This is a genomic window from Nonomuraea sp. NPDC002799 (genome assembly GCF_053592075.1).
This window is the reverse complement of sequence record NZ_JBSFVA010000006.1, coordinates 360154-376438: the sequence shown is the minus strand read 5'-3', so window position 1 is coordinate 376438 and position 16285 is coordinate 360154. Positions and strand designations below refer to the sequence as shown.

At 69.9% G+C, this 16285-nt stretch carries 15 protein-coding genes; 3 read left to right on the top strand and 12 right to left on the bottom strand.

The annotated features are described in order from the left end of the window. Positions 1-14: 14 nt before the first annotated feature. The 9 genes from ACWD0F_RS15225 to ACWD0F_RS15185 all read right to left on the bottom strand — a co-directional run bounded on the left by ACWD0F_RS15225 (position 15) and on the right by ACWD0F_RS15185 (position 9925). Positions 15-2762 carry a CDP-glycerol glycerophosphotransferase family protein gene (locus ACWD0F_RS15225; protein WP_449875662.1) on the bottom strand — a complete coding sequence of 916 codons (2748 nt, stop codon included), beginning with the start codon at positions 2760-2762 and terminating at the stop codon, positions 15-17. A 208-nt stretch (positions 2763-2970) separates the two neighbouring features. After that, the gene (locus ACWD0F_RS15220) at positions 2971-3285 is read right to left on the bottom strand and encodes an MGMT family protein (RefSeq protein WP_449875660.1); all 315 of its coding nucleotides are present in this window, start codon (positions 3283-3285) and stop codon (positions 2971-2973) included. Next, positions 3273-3632: a hypothetical protein gene (locus ACWD0F_RS15215; RefSeq protein WP_449875658.1), complete on the bottom strand. Its 360-nt coding sequence runs from the start codon at positions 3630-3632 to the stop codon at positions 3273-3275. The genes ACWD0F_RS15220 and ACWD0F_RS15215 overlap by 13 nt, the downstream gene beginning before the upstream one ends. A gap of 45 nt (positions 3633-3677) precedes the next feature. Beyond that, positions 3678-4850, bottom strand: a complete 1173-nt coding sequence (locus ACWD0F_RS15210) for a S8 family peptidase (RefSeq protein ID WP_449875656.1) — start codon at positions 4848-4850, stop codon at positions 3678-3680. Beyond that, complete coding sequence (locus ACWD0F_RS15205; RefSeq protein WP_449875654.1) at positions 4844-5746, bottom strand: hypothetical protein; 903 nt, start codon at positions 5744-5746, stop codon at positions 4844-4846. The genes ACWD0F_RS15210 and ACWD0F_RS15205 overlap by 7 nt, the downstream gene beginning before the upstream one ends. 56 nt (positions 5747-5802) lie before the next feature. Continuing rightward, complete coding sequence (locus tag ACWD0F_RS15200; RefSeq protein WP_449875652.1) at positions 5803-7038, bottom strand: S8 family serine peptidase; 1236 nt, start codon at positions 7036-7038, stop codon at positions 5803-5805. After that, a complete protein-coding gene (locus ACWD0F_RS15195; protein ID WP_449875650.1) occupies positions 7032-7751 on the bottom strand; it encodes a hypothetical protein in 720 nt (239 codons plus the stop codon). Before ACWD0F_RS15195 ends, ACWD0F_RS15200 begins: the two co-directional genes overlap by 7 nt. 47 nt (positions 7752-7798) lie before the next feature. After that, positions 7799-8980 carry an adenylyltransferase/sulfurtransferase MoeZ gene (moeZ, locus tag ACWD0F_RS15190; protein ID WP_449875648.1) on the bottom strand — a complete coding sequence of 394 codons (1182 nt, stop codon included), beginning with the start codon at positions 8978-8980 and terminating at the stop codon, positions 7799-7801. A gap of 42 nt (positions 8981-9022) precedes the next feature. After that, positions 9023-9925 carry an alpha/beta fold hydrolase gene (locus ACWD0F_RS15185; protein ID WP_449875646.1) on the bottom strand — a complete coding sequence of 301 codons (903 nt, stop codon included), beginning with the start codon at positions 9923-9925 and terminating at the stop codon, positions 9023-9025. 834 nt (positions 9926-10759) lie between these two features. Here ACWD0F_RS15185 and ACWD0F_RS15180 point away from each other — a divergent pair. Further along, positions 10760-11092 (top strand): hypothetical protein, encoded by a 333-nt coding sequence (locus tag ACWD0F_RS15180; protein ID WP_449875644.1) that lies wholly within the window; start codon positions 10760-10762, stop codon positions 11090-11092. 484 nt (positions 11093-11576) lie between these two features. Then, positions 11577-11897, top strand: a complete 321-nt coding sequence (locus ACWD0F_RS15175; RefSeq protein ID WP_449875642.1) for a hypothetical protein — start codon at positions 11577-11579, stop codon at positions 11895-11897. A gap of 970 nt (positions 11898-12867) precedes the next feature. On the opposite strand, the gene ACWD0F_RS15170 is transcribed toward ACWD0F_RS15175, so the two are convergent. Further along, on the bottom strand, positions 12868-13206 hold the full coding sequence (locus ACWD0F_RS15170; RefSeq protein WP_449875640.1) for a hypothetical protein: 339 nt from the start codon (positions 13204-13206) through the stop codon (positions 12868-12870). A gap of 501 nt (positions 13207-13707) precedes the next feature. After that, positions 13708-14034, bottom strand: a complete 327-nt coding sequence (locus ACWD0F_RS15165) for a hypothetical protein (protein WP_449875638.1) — start codon at positions 14032-14034, stop codon at positions 13708-13710. Positions 14035-14341: 307 nt separating this feature from the next. Between ACWD0F_RS15165 and ACWD0F_RS15160 the strand changes: the two genes are divergently transcribed. After that, complete coding sequence (locus ACWD0F_RS15160) at positions 14342-15289, top strand: DUF2332 domain-containing protein (protein WP_449875636.1); 948 nt, start codon at positions 14342-14344, stop codon at positions 15287-15289. 31 nt (positions 15290-15320) lie between these two features. On the opposite strand, the gene ku is transcribed toward ACWD0F_RS15160, so the two are convergent. Further along, positions 15321-16214 (bottom strand): non-homologous end joining protein Ku, encoded by an 894-nt coding sequence (gene ku / locus ACWD0F_RS15155; RefSeq protein WP_449875634.1) that lies wholly within the window; start codon positions 16212-16214, stop codon positions 15321-15323. Positions 16215-16285: the final 71 nt, after the last annotated feature.

Genomic DNA, 16285 nt, shown 5'->3' with positions numbered 1-16285 from the left:
GGCTCAGTTCCTGATCACGAGAACAGGTGGTCGACCACGCGCGCGGTCGCCTTTCCGTCGTCGCGGGGCGCGAAGGTCGCGCGGAACGCCTCATACCGGTCCGCGTGCGCCGCCGCCACCTCGTCGATCGATCGCAGCGCCTCCACCACGTCGGTCGACGTCGACAACACCGGCCCCGGCGCCTGCTCGGCCAGATCGAGGTAGAGCCCCCGCTTGGCGGCGTATTTCGCCACGTCGTAGCCGTAGAACACGATCGGCCGCCCGGTGCAGACGAAGTCGAACATGACCGACGAGTAGTCCGTCACGAGCACGTCGGCGACCAGCAACAGATCCGCCATATCCGGATATGTGGTGACGTCGCGAGCGATGTCGGGGACGGCGGGTGCGGCCTGCATGGGATGGGCTCGCACCAGGATCTCGTGGTCGGCCCCCAGCGCCTCACGGGTCTTGGCGAGGTCCAGCTTGACCATGGCGTTCTTGCGGTCGTAGTCCCGCCACGTCGGCGCGTAGAGGATCACCCGCTTGCCCGCCGCCAGCCCCAGCCGCTCGCGCACGGCCGCCGCCAGGGCGTCGCGGTCGGGCGAGTTGAGCACGTCGTTGCGCGGCAGGCCGCTCTCCAGGATCTCGCCCTTGTAGCCGAACGCCTTGCGCAGCACCGGCGTCGCCCACGGTGACTGTGACAGCAGCAGGTCCCAGCCGCGCACCTCGGCCGCCTGGCGGTGCCAGATGGGCGGCCTGGGGTCGCGGTTCATGTGCGGCTGGTCGTTGCCGATGTGCTTGGCCGGCGTGCCGTGCCAGGTCTGCACCACCATCTGGTCCTCGCGGGCGCGGAACCAGGCCGGCAGGAACGTGTTGGTCACGATGTGGCGGGATCGGGCCAGCGCGTCGTGGTGCTCGCGGCTGCCCGCGCGCACGACGGTCGCGCCGCCCGGCGGCTCGAAGGCGCCGTCCTTGACGATCCAGAGGTGCTCGCGGTCGTCGCCGCGCCGCAGCCGCTCCTCGTAGATGGCGCGGACGCTGTCGGCGTAGAGGCGCCCGTCGTTGACGACGTAGACGGTCGCGTCCGTCAGCGGCTCGGAGCGCTGGGCCGGATAGAAGACGCGGCGCAGCACGTGGGTGCCGGCGACGCCGCGCTCGTCGGCCGGGCGCGCCTCCTCCACCGTCACCACGGGCACGTCGAACCGCGTGGAGATCATGCGGTAGGTGTGGCCGCCGAGCGTGCGCGGCTCCTCGTCCAGCCCCGGCAGGGCCGCGTGGTCCATGCGCAGCGGGACGATCTCGCCGGACGGGTGGCGGATCGACAGGTTCCAGGTGCCCGACGACAGCGGCACGGGCTCGCCGAAGCGGTCCATCGCCGACGGCTCGACGCGTACGGAGAACTCCTCGCCGGAGCGCTCCATCGGCAGCAGGTAGGACAGGCCGGACCGGTGCCGCAGCGTGAGCGTGCGCGGGCCGGCGGCGTCGGGGTAGTGGCCGCGCAGGAGCAGCGCGGAGCCCTCCCAGACCGCCGACACGATCACCGGCCGGATGCGGTGCGCCGAGACGATGACGCGGTCGCGGCGGTCACCCTGCACGGTGATCTCGCGGTCGCCCACAGCCGTGCGGGTGTCCACCAGGTCGCCCAGCATGACCGAGGCCGCCGGGTCGCCCTTGGGCTCGACCCAGAGCCGCCGCCCGTCCTTCTCCTGCAGCAGGGTGGGCACGGCCAGGCCGATGACCACCTGGGTGCCGGCGCCGGACGGCGTGAAGTCGGCCGCGATGCGGTGGCCGCCCAGTCGCGCGTGTCCCTTGGTGACGCTGCGGCCGGGCAGGGTGATCGTGAGCTCCAGCCGGTCGCCGTCGACGGACACACCCGTCAGCTCGGCCCGGTTCGGCTGGAGCACGACCTGCAGCGCCCGGTCGGACGTCCAGACCGGGCGGACCCACCAGCCGGGCTTCAGCTTGAGCCCCGCGGGGCGCTCCGGCCGGCCGACGGAGGAGCCGCGCAGCAGGCCCGTCGCCCGCGCGCCCCGGCTCCAGAACACGATCTCGGCCCGCCACGTCGTGGCGTCGGGCACGGTCGGACGGTGGCGCATCCGGCGGCGCACGCCGGACACCACCGCGCGTACGGCGCCGCGCCAGCGCAGCGGCCACGGGCTCAGCTCGGCGCTGAAACCCGACCAGTCGTAGTTGCAGCCGGGCTCGCGCGCCCCGTGCGTGGCCTCGGGCGCGAGGACCCGGCGCGTGCGCATGCGGATGGGCGGCAGCCAGCGTGGCCCGCGCAGCACCACGGTCGCCCAGTTGGCCCGGCGGCTGCGGACCGACAACCCCGCCAGGTAGGCGAAGCCGGTGACGCGCAGCTTGCCGTTGACCCAGACGATGTCGTCGATGTGGGTCACCGGCACCAGGTCGGCGCGGCGCAGCCGGTAGAGCTCCGGCGGCAGCTCGTCGCGCAGGGGCAGGTCGGCGTACCAGCGCAGGCCCTTGCGGATGCGCTTGGACGGCTCGGCCGCCGCCAGCACCACCGTGAGGAGCGTCTCGCCGTCGACGAGCTCCGCGTCCTGGCGATGCTCGATGAGGTGGCAGATGAGGCGGCGCGCGACCGGCAGGTCGCGCTTGACCCCCGCGTCGACGCCCGCCAGATAGGGGCGCACGAGGTCGAGCAGCTCACGCCGCCGCGCCGCGCCGCGCTTGACCGCGAGATCGATCCGGGCCCCGAGGGGGCCGCTCAGGATCTCGGTGTCGAACGCCGCGTCGCGGCCGCCGGGACCGGCGGCTCGCATGACCGCTTCGAGAGGCTCGCCTCGATCGCAGAGGTCTTGGACAGCCTTGAGGCGGTCGGCGCGCGTGTCGCCGCCCTGGCTCTGGGCTGTGACGCCGGTGGCCATAGGGGTGGCACCGCCTTTCGGGCCGCCATCAGTGTTCTGCCCATGGTAAGGGGAGTCACATGTCACAGAATCGCCCGTTTGGCGAAAGTGCAGGTCAAATGCCTTACTGAGAATCCGCTGAACGCCCGTCCCACCTGGCTTCACGCAGATCCACGCGCTCGCCGCGCAGCGGGGTGCCCTCCTCGCGCCAGTGGGCCAGGCACCGTCGCAGGTGGTCAGGGGCCGCGCCGCTGCCGTCGGCGTGCACCACGCGCCACCACGGAACGCCGCCGCCCCACGTGGACATCACCTTGCCGACCTGGCGCGGGCCGCCCTCGCCCAGGTATTCGGCGATGTCCCCGTAGGCCATGACCTTGCCGGGCGGGATGCGCTCGACGAGGTCGAGCACCCGCTCGGCGAAGGGGTTCAGGGGGTCCATGCGGCCGGGCCCGCGTCGACGATCTCGTCGTACTTGCCGATCTCCATGACGCCCTCGCCGGTCACCACCTCGATGACGCCGTCGCGCAGCGTGTAGACCTCGCCGTCCTCGCCCAGGAGGCGGCCGCCGAGTGCGGCCGACAACCGCACGAGCTGGGCCACCTGCCAGTCGGAGCCCGGCTCACCGATCAACTGGCCCCGCCAGCGCGCCACCGTGTACGCACGGCCGCCGTGACCGGCCACGATCTCATCAGATCCGCGCAGCCCGAAACCGGCCGGCGCGATGGCCTTCGCGAGCTCCGCGAAGGCGAGTGGCGAGTCGCGCACCACCCGCAGCTCGTATCCCATGACGGGGGACCATAGCGGATCTTTACTCCACACGACGATCGAAGCTCACTCCCAGCGGTCGACGCCCTCGCTTCTGCGCTGGTTGAGCAGCACGATGGCGCCGCAGAACGTGACGAGCGCCACCAGCACCCCGCCCCCGTACAACCACAACCGCCACGGGTCGGGCCCGGGCCGTGTCGGCACCGGGGAGTCCTCGCCCTGGCCGAAGTGGTCCTGGCCGGCCACGACGCCGCGCTTGACGCCGGTCAGGCGCTCGGCGGCGTTCAGCGCGGCGGCGGCGTCGACGACCCCGTAGCCGGTCTGGTCGTCGTAGCCGGCGGCGGGCCGGCCGCGTGCGCTCGACGACAGCGCCTGGGCGACCTGCTCGGGCGGCAGGTTCGGATAGCGGGCCTTGATGAGCGCGACCACCCCGGAGACGAGCGCGGCGGCCGAACTGGTGCCCTCCGACAACTCGTAGCCGCTCTTGCGCTTGACCACCGGCACGTCCACGCCCGGCGCTGAGACGAGCACGGACAGGTTGTCGCTGCTGAACAGGGCTCGCCTGCCCTGCTTGTCGGTGGCCGCGACGCCGATGACGCCGGGATAGCCGGCGGGGAAGCTCCAGTAGGAGGTGCCGCTCTCCCTGGCGTAGGCGGTCTGGCCGTCGTTGCCCACGGCGGCGACCAGCACGATGCCCTTGCCGAGCGCGTACGAGACGGCCTCCCGCTCGGACCTGACCGGGCCGTAGGAGCCGATCGACATGCTGATGACCTGGGCTCCGTGGTTGGCCGCGTACCGCAGGGCGCGCGCGAGCGAGCTCTCCCCCGACATGCCCTCCTCCTCCGCCGGCGGGACGGCCGGCTCCGGCTCCTCGTCCACCACCATGGGCAACGACAGGATGCGGGCCGCGGGCGCCACGCCGACCAGCCCGTCGCCGGCCCCCGAGCCGGCGATCAGCCCGGCCATCGCGGTGCCGTGCCGGCCCGGCCGCACCTGGCGCGGCACGGCGCCCGCCGTCATGTCGGGGCTGGTGCTCACCCGGCCCTTCAGCTCCTTGATCTGGCCGTCCACCGCGCTGTCGATGACGGCGACGGTGATGCCCTCGCCCTTGGTGACCGACCACGCCTGCTCCACGTTGAGCGCGTCGAGCACCCACTGCTGCTGCTCCCTGACCGGGTCGGCGGCCGGGCCCGCGAAGAGGAGCAGCGCGGCCGCGAGCGTGCGCACGGCGGTCAGCACACGTTCCCCTGGGTGCAGGGCGGCACCTTGGGCGGGTCCGCCAGGAAGTAGGCGATCTGATTGCCCACCGACTTGGCCGCCGGCCACAACTCGCTGTGCAGGATCTCCTCGGGCGCGATCGCGGCCCTGGTGCGCCCGTCGGCGTAGCCCGCCGTGGAGAAGACGATGTACGGCCCCGCGCCCACCCATCCGGTGCGCTGGCGCTGCTCGGCGCCGAAACGCTCGGTCACCGTGCCGGGGAAGGCCACGGGCAGCACGCCCACGCGGTCGTCCTGGGTCAGCTCCTCGGTGGCCGACACCCTGGACGCCTCGTCCTTCAGCACGGCGACGCCGACGGTGATCACGAAGGACGCCGTCTGGTCGACGTACGTCGCCCGCAACACGGTGACGCACCCGTGGCTGTCGAGCACTCCGGCCACGGAGGCGTCCACGCCCTTGCCGCAGTCGGTCTCGGGGGCGATGCCGACGCGCCGGGCGTACTGCTGGGCCCGGTCGAGCCCGAGATACTTCACCTCTTCCGGGAAGACCCCCGTCGCCGGCCACGCCTGCCAGCGTCTGGCGATCTCCTCCTGTTTGTACTGGTTCTGCTCGGCCGCGGTCAGCGGCCGCGACCGGGTCTCGGCGAACAGGCCGATCGTGCCGAGCAGCACGACGACGGAGGACACCACGACGATGACGCTGAGCAGCAGGACGAACATCCGCCGGTAGCGGGCGCCCTGCTCCAGCGAGGCCTGCTGGGCCCGCCGGCCGGTGGCGGTGCGCGCGCGGGAGCCCGCCGCGGGCCAGGCACGCACCCGCGACCGGCGGCTGGTGCTGGCGCCCAGCGGGTTCCGCTGGGCGGGCGTGGCTTCTCCCCCGGCGCGCGGTAGCCCTGACGTCGACCTACGTCCCCTCACCACCGCCTCGTTCCCGCGTCGCTCCGATGTCTATTTCGTCCCCCTTGGGGGGCGGATCATGCGTCTTGAGAGCTGTGCTCCCGCCGTACACGTCTGACCAGGACGAATATGACCCCCAACGACCCGAGCGCGCCGCCGGCCGCCGCCGCCGCGATGCCCGCGTAGGCCGTGACGCGGCCCTCGTCCCTGGAGATGACCTTGATGGGGCCCGCCTGGCCGCCCGCCATCGGGGCGGCGGGATCCTGGACCTGGGGGCCCATGGCGGTCTCGGTGTGCTTGGCCAGCCGGCCCGCCTCGGCCAGGGCCTTGGCGGCGTTGACGATGCCGAAGCCGGTGGCGGTGTCGTAGCCGCCCGGGGGCCGGTCGGTGGCGCCGGCGGTCAGTGCCCGCGCCACCAGCGGCGGCGACATGCTCGGATATTTCGCCTTAATGAGGGCGGCGATCCCCGACACCAGCGCGGTCGCCTGCGAGGTGCCCCGGCCGACCCAGTATTCGTCCCCCGGGCCCGCGCCCATGATGTCGACGCCCGGCGCGGCCACCAGCACCGAGGAGTTCCAGTTGGAGAACGCAGCCCGCCGCAGCCGCCGGTCCGTCGCCGCCACGGCGACCACCCCGGGGAACGCGGCCGGATAGGAGTAGGGGGCGAAATCACCGTCGATCTTCCGGTCGCCGTCGTTGCCCGCGGCGGCGACGAGCACGACGCCCTTGGAGATGGCGTAGCGGATGGCCGCCCGCTCCTCCCGGGTCGCCAGCTCCTTGGAGATCGACATGTTGATCACGTCCGCCCCCTTGTCCACCGCGTGCCGAATGCCCCTGGCCACCACGTTCTCGAAGCGCTCGGCCGAGTTGAACTCCCGGAAACCCGGCTCCTCGTCCTCAAGGATGACCCTTACCGACAGTACGTCCGCCGCGGGCGCGACGCCTATGATCCCGAGTCTTCCGCCGGCGCCGTGACCGTGACCGGCGATCAACGAGGCCATGTACGTACCGTGCAGGCGGCTGGGAACGGTCCCCGGCGGGTTCGCGCCTTCGGTGAAGTCCTTGCCCGCCCGCACGGACCCGGCCAGGTCGCGATGGTGCGGATCGACCCCGGAGTCGAGCACCGCCACGGTGACCCCGGCGCCCATGCTGATGCGCCACGCCTGGGTCAGCGCCAGCGTCTTGATCACCGGCTGCTGCCCGCCGCGCACGTCGTCGGCCCGCGCCTCGGGCGCCGCGAACACCAGCCCGGCGGCCGGCGCCGCGCACACCAGCCCGCAGGCCAGCACGAACGCCGCGGCACGCCTCAGCACTGCCACTCCTCGGCCGCGCAGTCGGGCATGCGCGGGGTGCTCAGGCTGGTCAGCACGTGCTCGGAGATTTCCGTGGCGAAGGCGAAGATGGCGGGGCGCGACTCGCCCGCCGTGTCAGCGGGGCGGCCGTCCACCTGCCCCGCCGTGGTCAGCACCAGGTACGGTCCCGCCTGCCGGACGGAGCCCGCCTGGCGCACGCCGGGGCTGAACCGGTCGGCGACCGTGCCGCTGAAGGCCAGCGGCCGCACGCCGGGGACGGGCTTGCCGGTGTCGGCGAAGGCGGACCTGGCCCGCGCGGCGCGCGGCTCGTCGGCCAGCGCGACCACACCGATCGTGACGAGCACGCCACGCAGCGCGTCGATGTAGGTGGCCCGCAACACGCCCTTGCAGCCGGCCGCGCGCAGGGCCTTGGCCGCCTTGGCGTCCACGGAGCCGCCGCACGCGGTGCGGGTGGAGATGCCGATGCGGCTGGCCCGTTCCAGGCCGCCCTGCTCGGCGGAGTACGGCAGCGTGGCGGGGAAGATGCGGCCGCTGGGCCAGGTGCGCCAGCGGTCGGCGACCTCGTGCCTGGCCGCCGTGTTCAGCTCCGCCGTGCTCGGGCCCCGGGTCAGCTCCGTGCCCGCCGCGCTGCCCGCGACCCCGGCGGCCACCGCGCAGACCAGAGTCAGCGCGGAGGCCACCACCAAGGTGGGCCACGGACGGGCGGAGTTCACGCCATCGACCTTAACCGGGGCGTCCCGGGAACATCCCCAGAAAACGGTTAGTAGCTGGGCAAGCTCGGGTCCACGGTCTTGACCCAGCTCAACACTCCACCACCGACGTGGACCGCGTCGGAGAACCCGGCGCTCTTGACGACCGCCAGCGCCTCGGCCGAGCGCGCGCCCGACTTGCAGTGCAACACGATCTTCTTGTCCTGCGGCAGCTTCTCCAGGGCCGAGCCGTTGAGGAACTCGCCCTTGGGGATCAGCGTGGCGCCGGGGATGGAGACGATCTCGTACTCGTTGGGCTCGCGGACGTCGACGAGGAAGATGTTGTCGCCGTTGTCCTGCATGGCCTTGAGCTCCCGCGCGGTGATCGTGGATCCGGTGGCCGCCTCGGCCGCCTCGTCGGAGATCGCGCCGCAGAACGCCTCGTAGTCCTCGAGCAGCTCGGTGAGCGTCGGGTTCTTGCCGCACAGCACGCACTCGGGGTCCTTGCGGACCTTGAGGTCGCGGTACTTCATCTCCAGGGCGTCATAGATCATCAGCCGGCCGACCAGCGGGTCGCCGATGCCGGTCAGCAGCTTGATGGCCTCGTTGACCTGGATGGAGCCGATCGACGCGCACAACACGCCCAGCACGCCGCCCTCGGCGCACGACGGCACCATGCCGGGAGGCGGGGGCTCCGGGTAGAGGCAGCGGTAGCAGGGGCCGTGCTCGGCCCAGAACACGCTGGCCTGACCGTCGAAGCGGTAGATCGAGCCCCAGACGTACGGCTTGCCGAGCAGCACCGCGGCGTCGTTCACCATGTAGCGCGTGGCGAAGTTGTCGGTGCCGTCGACGATCAGGTCGTAGCCGGAGAAGATCTCCATGACGTTCTCTGTGGTCAGGGCCGTGTTGTGGATCACGACCTCGACCAGCGGGTTGATCTCACGGACCGACGCCGCGGCGCTCTCGGCCTTCAGCCTGCCCACGTCGGACTGGCCGTGGATGATCTGGCGCTGGAGGTTGGACTCATCGACCACGTCGAAGTCGATGACACCGAGGGTGCCGACGCCCGCCGCCGCGAGGTACAGCAGCGCGGGTGAGCCCAGGCCCCCGGCGCCGACACACAGCACCTTGGCATTCTTCAGCCGCTTCTGCCCCGCCATGCCCACATCAGGGATGATCAGGTGGCGGGAGTAACGGCGCACTTCGTCGACGGTCAGCTCTGCGGCCGGCTCGACCAGCGGTGGCAACGACACTTTCTACGCTCCCGTTCCAGGGGTCTTATCTCAGTGTGGAACCTAGTTGGGCAGCGGCGCATTCCCCAACCGGGTCTCACGGATCAGACGGCGGGCTTCCGCCGCCACGAGCCGCGGCGTCTCCATCATCGCCACATGACCCGCCGTCGGCAGCAGCACCAGTCTGACCTGCGGGAACGTCCGGTACGCCTTCGCGGCCATGGCGGGCCGGACCAGGCGGTCGTGCCGGCCGTGCACGATCAGGGTCGGCGCCTGGACCTTGGCGGCCTGGCTCCAGAGATTGTCCGCGCCGCGCCGGAAGTATTCGGCCACGATGCCCCTGGCCGAACGGATCATGGCCTCGCCGGTGTAGGGGAGGTCGTCCCGGCGGCGGAGCTCATCGATGGCGTCGCGCAGGCGGGCGGGGTGGACGGCGGCCGCATCGGCCCAGACCATCGCGAACGAGGCGTTGATGCGCTGCTCGGCCGGCAGGAGACGCAACCTGCTCGCCACCCACTCCCCCAGCCTGGGCATCGCGGCGGCGGCCACGCGGACGGGGCCGTATCTCGGGAGCAGGTCGGGCAGGGCGGGCGAGACCAGGGTCAGCGAGCGGACCAGGTCGGGGCGCGTGGCGGCCACCCTGACGGCGATCGCGCCGCCGAGCGAGTTGCCGAACAGGTGCGCGGGCCCCGTCCGCTCCATCAGCGCCATCACTGCCCTGGCGTGTCCCGCCACCGTGTAGTCGCCGTCGGCCGGCGCGGGCGAGAACCCCGCTCCTGGGAGGTCGAGCGCGTGCCCCGTGACCGTGTCCTTGAGCTCGTCCATGAGGTCGGTCCAGTTGGTGGCCGACCCGGCCAGGCCGTGCACGAAGACCGCCTGCTCCTCGGGGCCACGCTCCGGGGTGGATCGGACGTGCACCGAGCCCATCATGTGTCCCGGCCAGTGCGGGACCGGCTCCGCCGCCATGCTTCCTCCTTGTCGTCCCTGCAACGCTGCACATCAAGCGTAGGCGGGGTCCGGATTGCGTACAGACCGACCCTTACGGGCAGATGCACGCGCCAGGCCCACGAACCCCGACATATCAGCCTAATTCACTACATAGATGTCTAAGCGATCTCATGACAGTCCAAGGGTGCGGCAAAAGCTGCCGTATGCCGTTTATGGCGGCCGCAGTGGGAAAACATCACACCAGCGGCACACAGCGTGACGTCGAAGGCACTGTCCGTGAACGACGGCGAGCCGGACGCGGACCGAGACTGCCGTCGACCCATGCGAAGCGAAAGCCGTCTACGGGGAGGGCGACCACTTGCCGGCCCCTATGGATGACCTCCGCCGCGCCCCGACAATGACGCTCGCCGGACCTGTCCGATGAGGGTCAGCATGCCGACCATTCACTATTAACGGCGAATGCGGGCGCCATTATGGCGCGCGCCTGGCGACCGGTGTGGCGGCACCTAACGTGCTCGCGGATTTTCGCGATCGACACCGCAGGCGAGAACACGGGCTCGCGCGTATTCGGCATGGCCGGACAACGGATGTCCGGCCGACGAGACAATCGCCTCGGCCTGCACTCACTCCATCAATCGCGACACAATCAGACATATCATTCCATTTCAATGGATAGATATCTAATGCGAGCAATAAGACCGTTAATGCATAGCAAAATAGGGTGATTCCTGTTTGCTCGTGCACAGCCCCGGAAATGACATCCACCGGATGACTCCTCGTAGCCGTCCAAGACCTTTTCGGTACCCGGAAAAGTCGAGAACGGGGCAATCGATCCTGTAGGGGGAAAACGCAATGCCCAAGCTCAAGAGTGTTATCGCAGGCCTCGCCATCAGCACGGCCATGGCCGGCGGCATGGTCAGCATGGGTGCGGCCGCCAGTGCCGCCACCCCGGTCAGCACCGGCAACTTCGTCTTCACGAACGACGATTGGGGCTGGGGCAACAACAACAACCACCACCACCGTCGTCACCACCGTTGCGGGCGGGGCCACCACGGTGGCGGCGGCTGGGGCGGCTGGGGCGGTGGCTGGGGACGTCACCGTCGTGGCGGCGGCACGATCTGCGTCGTGGTGCACAACGACAACCACAACGACAACAGGCCCACGCACACTACTAGTCGCTGGTAGTGACCGTGTGCTGATGGTGCAGGGATGAGTTGCCCGTAGTTCATGGATGGTCGTTGTTCGCTTGGGTGTGGATTTCGGCTGGTGAATGTCGGGTTCTCGGGAGCGGTCCGCGTTTTCCTTCGCGGTTCGGCCTGAGATTCTTTTCTCCTCGTCTCCACGGCATTTGTGATGAGGGCTCCCCTGGCGTCGGCCAGGGGAGCCCTTGTTGCGTTGTGCGGCGGTGGTGGCGTGTTTTCCGGGGTGGTGTGGTGTTTCTGCGGCGGGTGACTTATAGGTGATGGCGCGATGGGGGTTGGGCATGGAATTGTGTGGTGTCGGGCAAGTCTGCGCATTTCCGGTTTGCTGGGTTTTCGGCCGGATATATGCAGGATGCGGGTGATTGGTTAACGGTCGCCTGTGGCGTTTCTCGGGTAATCGGGGTTGTGTGCTGGTTGCTCGGGAGGCGTGGGGAACGGGGCAATCGATCCTTTAGGGGGAAAACGCAATGCCCAAGCTCAAGAGTGTTATCGCCGGTCTCGCCATCAGCACGGCCATGGCCGGTGGCGTGGTCAGCATGGGGGCGGCCGCGTCGAGCGCCAGTGCCGCCACTCAGGTCGGTGTCGGCACGTCCGTCCTGGCCGGGAACGGCTGCTACACCCGGCGTCGCTGCGGCTGGGGCGGCTGGGGCCGCGGCAAGGGCTGGGGCTGGGGCCGGGGCTGGGGCGGCTGGGGCCGTCAGAACCACGGCTACGGCCGGATCCGCATCGTCGTCATCAACCACAACCACAACCAGAACGACAACGGCAGTGGCCGCGGCAGGTGGTAGGACCGGCGTCCTAGCATGAGCCCGTGGCGCGTTCCCCGCGCCACTCAGGAGTCCGCTGAGCGATGAACTCCGGCCGTACGCCCGAGTGCCCGTATTTACTGGGACCAATGCCGTCCCACTGAATGCGGGCACTCGTCATTCCCCCGCAAAGCTCAGACAGCAGGCCGGGCCACCGGGCGTCGCCCGCGTGCATGCCCCCGCCACCCTCCGGAGCGCCGCTCGCCACGACAGAACCCGCGACCTGTCCAGACAGCCCGCCACCCACAAGGCCCGCGATCCGTCCAGACAACGCACCACCACGGGGCCCGATTCGTCCAGGCAGCGCGCCACCACGCCATGGGCCGTCGTTGCCGGGCGGCGATCCCGGCCTCAGACAGCCCGATGACACCCTCACGCCAGGACGCGCTCAACGCGTCGACAGCCATCTCAGGCCCATCGCGCCGCCGAGTCCGCCGCGAGCACCCCCGGACCGCGCCACGAGACGTACTCCGCGGCCTCGCCGAGAGCACTCGGACGCACCACGAAACCTGCTCTGGGTCCCGCCGAGCGCACCCCGACGGGACCAGGAAGCGCACTTCGCCGCCCCTCCAACCTCGCCCAGCGTTCAGCGGCCGGCGTGCGCCGACTCGGGCGCGCCGAGCACCTGGGACCGCGCATGGGCGGCACGTCCACGAGAACGGCGGCCGTTCCGGGTCGCCGCCACGAGAGCGGCCATTCCGGCTGCCACGGGAACGGTCATTCCTCGACGCTGTCGCCACCATTCCGGATTTCTCGCCAGGCAATGCCGAATAGCCTGAACGGCGTTCACGGCAACGCAGGCATGTGGGGGGAATGACGAGTGCCCGTATTCGGTGGGACGGCATTGGTCCCGGTGAATACGGGCACTCGGGCGTACGGCCGGAGTTCATCGCTCAGCGGACTCCTGAGTGGCGCGGGGAACGCGCCACGGGCTCATGCTAGGACGCCGGTCCTACCACCTGCCGCGGCCACTGCCGTTGTCGTTGTGGTTCTGGTTGTGGTTCCTGTTGATGACGACGATGCGGATCCGGCCGTAGCCGTGGTTCTGACGGCCCCAGCCGCCCCAGCCCCGGCCCCAGCCCCAGCCCTTGCCCTTGCCGCGACCCCAGCCGCCCCAGCCCCAGCCGCAGCGGCGGCGGGTGTAGCAGCCGTTGTTGGCCAGGACGGACGTGCCGACCCCGACCTGAGTGGCAGCACTGGCGCTCGACGCGGCCGCCCCCATGCTGACCACACCGCCCGCCATGGCCGTGCTGATGGCGAGACCGGCGATAACACTCTTGAGCTTGGGCATTGCGTTTTCCCCCTAAAGGATCGATTTGCCCCGTTCCCCACGCCTCCCGAACAACCAGCACACAACCCCGATTACCCGAGAAACGCCACAGGCGACCGTTAACCAATCACCCGCATACTGCATATATCCGGCCGAAAACCCAGCAAACCGGAAATGCGCAGACTTGCCCGACACCACACAACCCCATGCCCAACCCCCACCACGCCATCACCTATAAGACCGCGCCATCCCCGCACCAGAAACCAGCACGACACACCCGCGAAGACACCCACCCGGCCACCACTCCAGTAACGCAAAAGGGGCTCCCCTGACTGACGCCAGAGGAGCCCTCATCACAAATGCCGTGGAGACGAGGAGAAAAGAATCTCAGGCCGAACCGCGAAGCAAGACGCGGACCGCTCCCGAGAACCCGACATTCACCAGCCGAAATCCACACCCAAGCGAACAACGACCATCCATGAACTACGGGCAACTCATCCCTGCACCATCAGCACACGGCACTTACGACGTACCGTTGGTGGCGCTCGGGCGCCGGACATCGTGCCGGACTTCGTGCCGGTTGTCGTTGCGGTTGTAGTTGCGGTTGTGCACGTTCACCCGCACCCGCAACTTCTGGTGGTGGTGGCGACGCCAGCCGCCCCAGCCACCGCCCCAGCCCCAGCCGCAGCGGCGGCGGGCGTAGCAGCCGTTGTTGGCCAGAACGGACGTGCCGGCACCGATCTGAGTGGCAGCGCTGGCGGTTGAGGTGGCCGCCCCTAGACTGACCACGCCACCGGCCATGGCCGTGCTGATGGCGAGACCGGCGATAACACTCTTGAGCTTGGGCATTGCGTTTTCCCCCTAAAGGATCGATTTGCCCCGTTCTCCACGCCTCCGGTTTCCCGGAAACGGGCTTGGACGGCTGCTGATGAGCCATCCGGTAAATGTCTTTTCCGGGACAGGAGGCCACAAACAGGAATGACTCCTTTTTGCTCTGCATTAAGACTCTTATTGCTCGCATTACAGCATTATGAATTGAAATAGTACGAATTATCCGATATGTCCGGATTGGCGGGACGGGGTTGTCCCATGCCGCTCTAGAGGTTCTGGCCATGGGGATACGTGCGCGGGCGGAGTTCGCTGCGACCATCGGGGCATGACGACCGCCGCGACTTATGCCGAGTTCGCCGCGCGGCAGGCGCGTGGCGTGTCCCCCGCGTACGAGCGCCTGGCCTCAGCGGTGTCGCGCGATCAGCGGCTGCTGGACCTGCTCGCCGCGCTTCCGCCCACCAAGCGGCAGCCGAACCTGCTCTTCGGCGTCGTCCGGCTGCTCGGGGGCCCGGTCGAGGACCCGGCCGCGTTCCACGACTACACGGTGGCGAACTGGCCGTCGATCGCGGCGGAGATGCGCGTCAGGACCACGCAGACGAACGAGGCCGGACGGTGTGCCGTCCTGCTGCCGGTGCTCACCGCGCTCCCGCAGCCGCTCGCGTTGTTGGAGGTCGGCGCGTCCGCCGGGCTCTGTCTTTACCCCGACCGGTACGCCTACCGCTACGACGATCACCTGGTCGGCTCCGGTGCACCGGTCCTCACCTGCACGACCGCCGGCATGACACCGCCGACCGGCTTACCCCGGGTGGTGTGGCGGGCCGGCCTGGACCTGAACCCGCTCGACGCGGCCGACTCCGCGCATCTCGCCTGGCTCGACGCGCTCATCTGGCCGGAGCACGCGCATCGCCGCGCCCGGCTGCGGGCGGCGGCGGCCGTCGCCGCGGCCGACCCGCCGCTGCTCGTACGCGGCGACCTGGTCGACGACCTGCCGGCGCTGGCCGCGCAGGCCCCGCCCGACGCCACGCTGGTGGTCTTCCACAGCTCGGTGCTCTATCACGTGGCGGCGCCGCGACGCTTGACGTTCACCGAGGTGGTCCGCGGGCTGCCCGGGCATTGGATCGCGAACGAGGCCCCGGACTCGCTGGCCTACGACACCCTGCCGGCGCCGCCGGGCGAGGAGTTGTACAACGTGCTCGCGCTGGACGGCACACCGCTCGCCTGGACCCGCTCGCACGGCCAGGGGATCACCTGGTTCTCGGACGCACCCGTGTGAACGCCACTGAACCGCCCTCACCAGGCACCGGTCAGGCCGACTTGCGGGTCTTCCGTTTCGCCGGGGCCTTCTCCTCGGTCTTCGCCGGAGCCTTCTCCTCGTCCTTCGACTTGGACGGGGACGACTTCTTGGCCTTGGCCGGCTCGCCTTCCCGCTCCCGCTTCGCCGCCGCCACGCTCGCCCGCAGCGCCGCCATGAGGTCCACGGCGGGGCCGGCTTCCTCCTCCTCGGGCGCCGCGATGACCTCCTTGCCCGCCACCTTCGCCTCGATCACCTGCTGCAACGCCTCGCGGTAGGTGTCGTGGTACTCGCCGGGGTCGAAGTCGGACTCCATCGTGGTGATCAACGACTCGGCCATCTTGAGCTCCTGGGGCCGGACCTCGATGTCCTCCTCCAGGAACCCGAACTCGGGCGCGCGGATCTCGTCGGGCCAGAGCATGGTCTCCAGGACGAAGACACCGTCGCGTACGCGCAACGTGGCCAGCGACTCCCGCTGCCGCAGCGCCACCTTCACCACCGCCACCTGGCCAGAGCTCTCCAGGGCGTTGCGGAGCAGCACGTACGGCTTCGCCCCCTGAGCGTCCGGCTCCAGGTAGTAGGACTTGGCGAAGTAGATGGGATCGATCTGCTCCGCCGGCGCGAACTGCAGGACGTCGATCCGGCGTGACGTGCTGAGCGGCAGATCCTCGAAGTCCTCGTCGGTCAGCACCACCATCTCGCCCGAGGCGAGCTCGTAGCCCTTGGCGATGTCGGAGTAGGCGACCTCTTCGCCGTCCACGGTGCACACGCGCTTGTAGCGGATCCGCCCGCCGTCCTCACGGTGCACCTGATGGAAGGAGACGTCCTTCTGCTCGGTGGCGGAGTAAAGCTTGACCGGGATCGTCACCAGCCCGAAGGAGATCGCACCTTTCCAGATGCTGCGCATGAGCACTCCTCAGCTCTCAACGGCTCGCCCATGGGGCACATACCCGTCATGGGGCAACCAATGCCATACCC

Excerpts from the sequence above, each read along its gene's own strand:
- ACWD0F_RS15185 (WP_449875646.1), bottom strand. The coding sequence starts at position 9,925 with ATGGCGGCGGAGCCGGTCCCGCACTGGCCGGGACACATGATGGGCTCG.
- ACWD0F_RS15225 (WP_449875662.1), bottom strand. The coding sequence starts at position 2,762 with ATGCGAGCCGCCGGTCCCGGCGGCCGCGACGCGGCGTTCGACACCGAG.
- ACWD0F_RS15160 (WP_449875636.1), top strand. The coding sequence starts at position 14,342 with ATGACGACCGCCGCGACTTATGCCGAGTTCGCCGCGCGGCAGGCGCGT.
- ACWD0F_RS15175 (WP_449875642.1), top strand. The coding sequence starts at position 11,577 with ATGCCCAAGCTCAAGAGTGTTATCGCCGGTCTCGCCATCAGCACGGCC.
- ACWD0F_RS15180 (WP_449875644.1), top strand. The coding sequence starts at position 10,760 with ATGCCCAAGCTCAAGAGTGTTATCGCAGGCCTCGCCATCAGCACGGCC.
- ACWD0F_RS15220 (WP_449875660.1), bottom strand. The coding sequence starts at position 3,285 with ATGGACCCCCTGAACCCCTTCGCCGAGCGGGTGCTCGACCTCGTCGAG.
- ku (WP_449875634.1), bottom strand. The coding sequence starts at position 16,214 with ATGCGCAGCATCTGGAAAGGTGCGATCTCCTTCGGGCTGGTGACGATC.
- ACWD0F_RS15165 (WP_449875638.1), bottom strand. The coding sequence starts at position 14,034 with ATGCCCAAGCTCAAGAGTGTTATCGCCGGTCTCGCCATCAGCACGGCC.
- ACWD0F_RS15170 (WP_449875640.1), bottom strand. The coding sequence starts at position 13,206 with ATGCCCAAGCTCAAGAGTGTTATCGCCGGTCTCGCCATCAGCACGGCC.
- ACWD0F_RS15215 (WP_449875658.1), bottom strand. The coding sequence starts at position 3,632 with ATGGGATACGAGCTGCGGGTGGTGCGCGACTCGCCACTCGCCTTCGCG.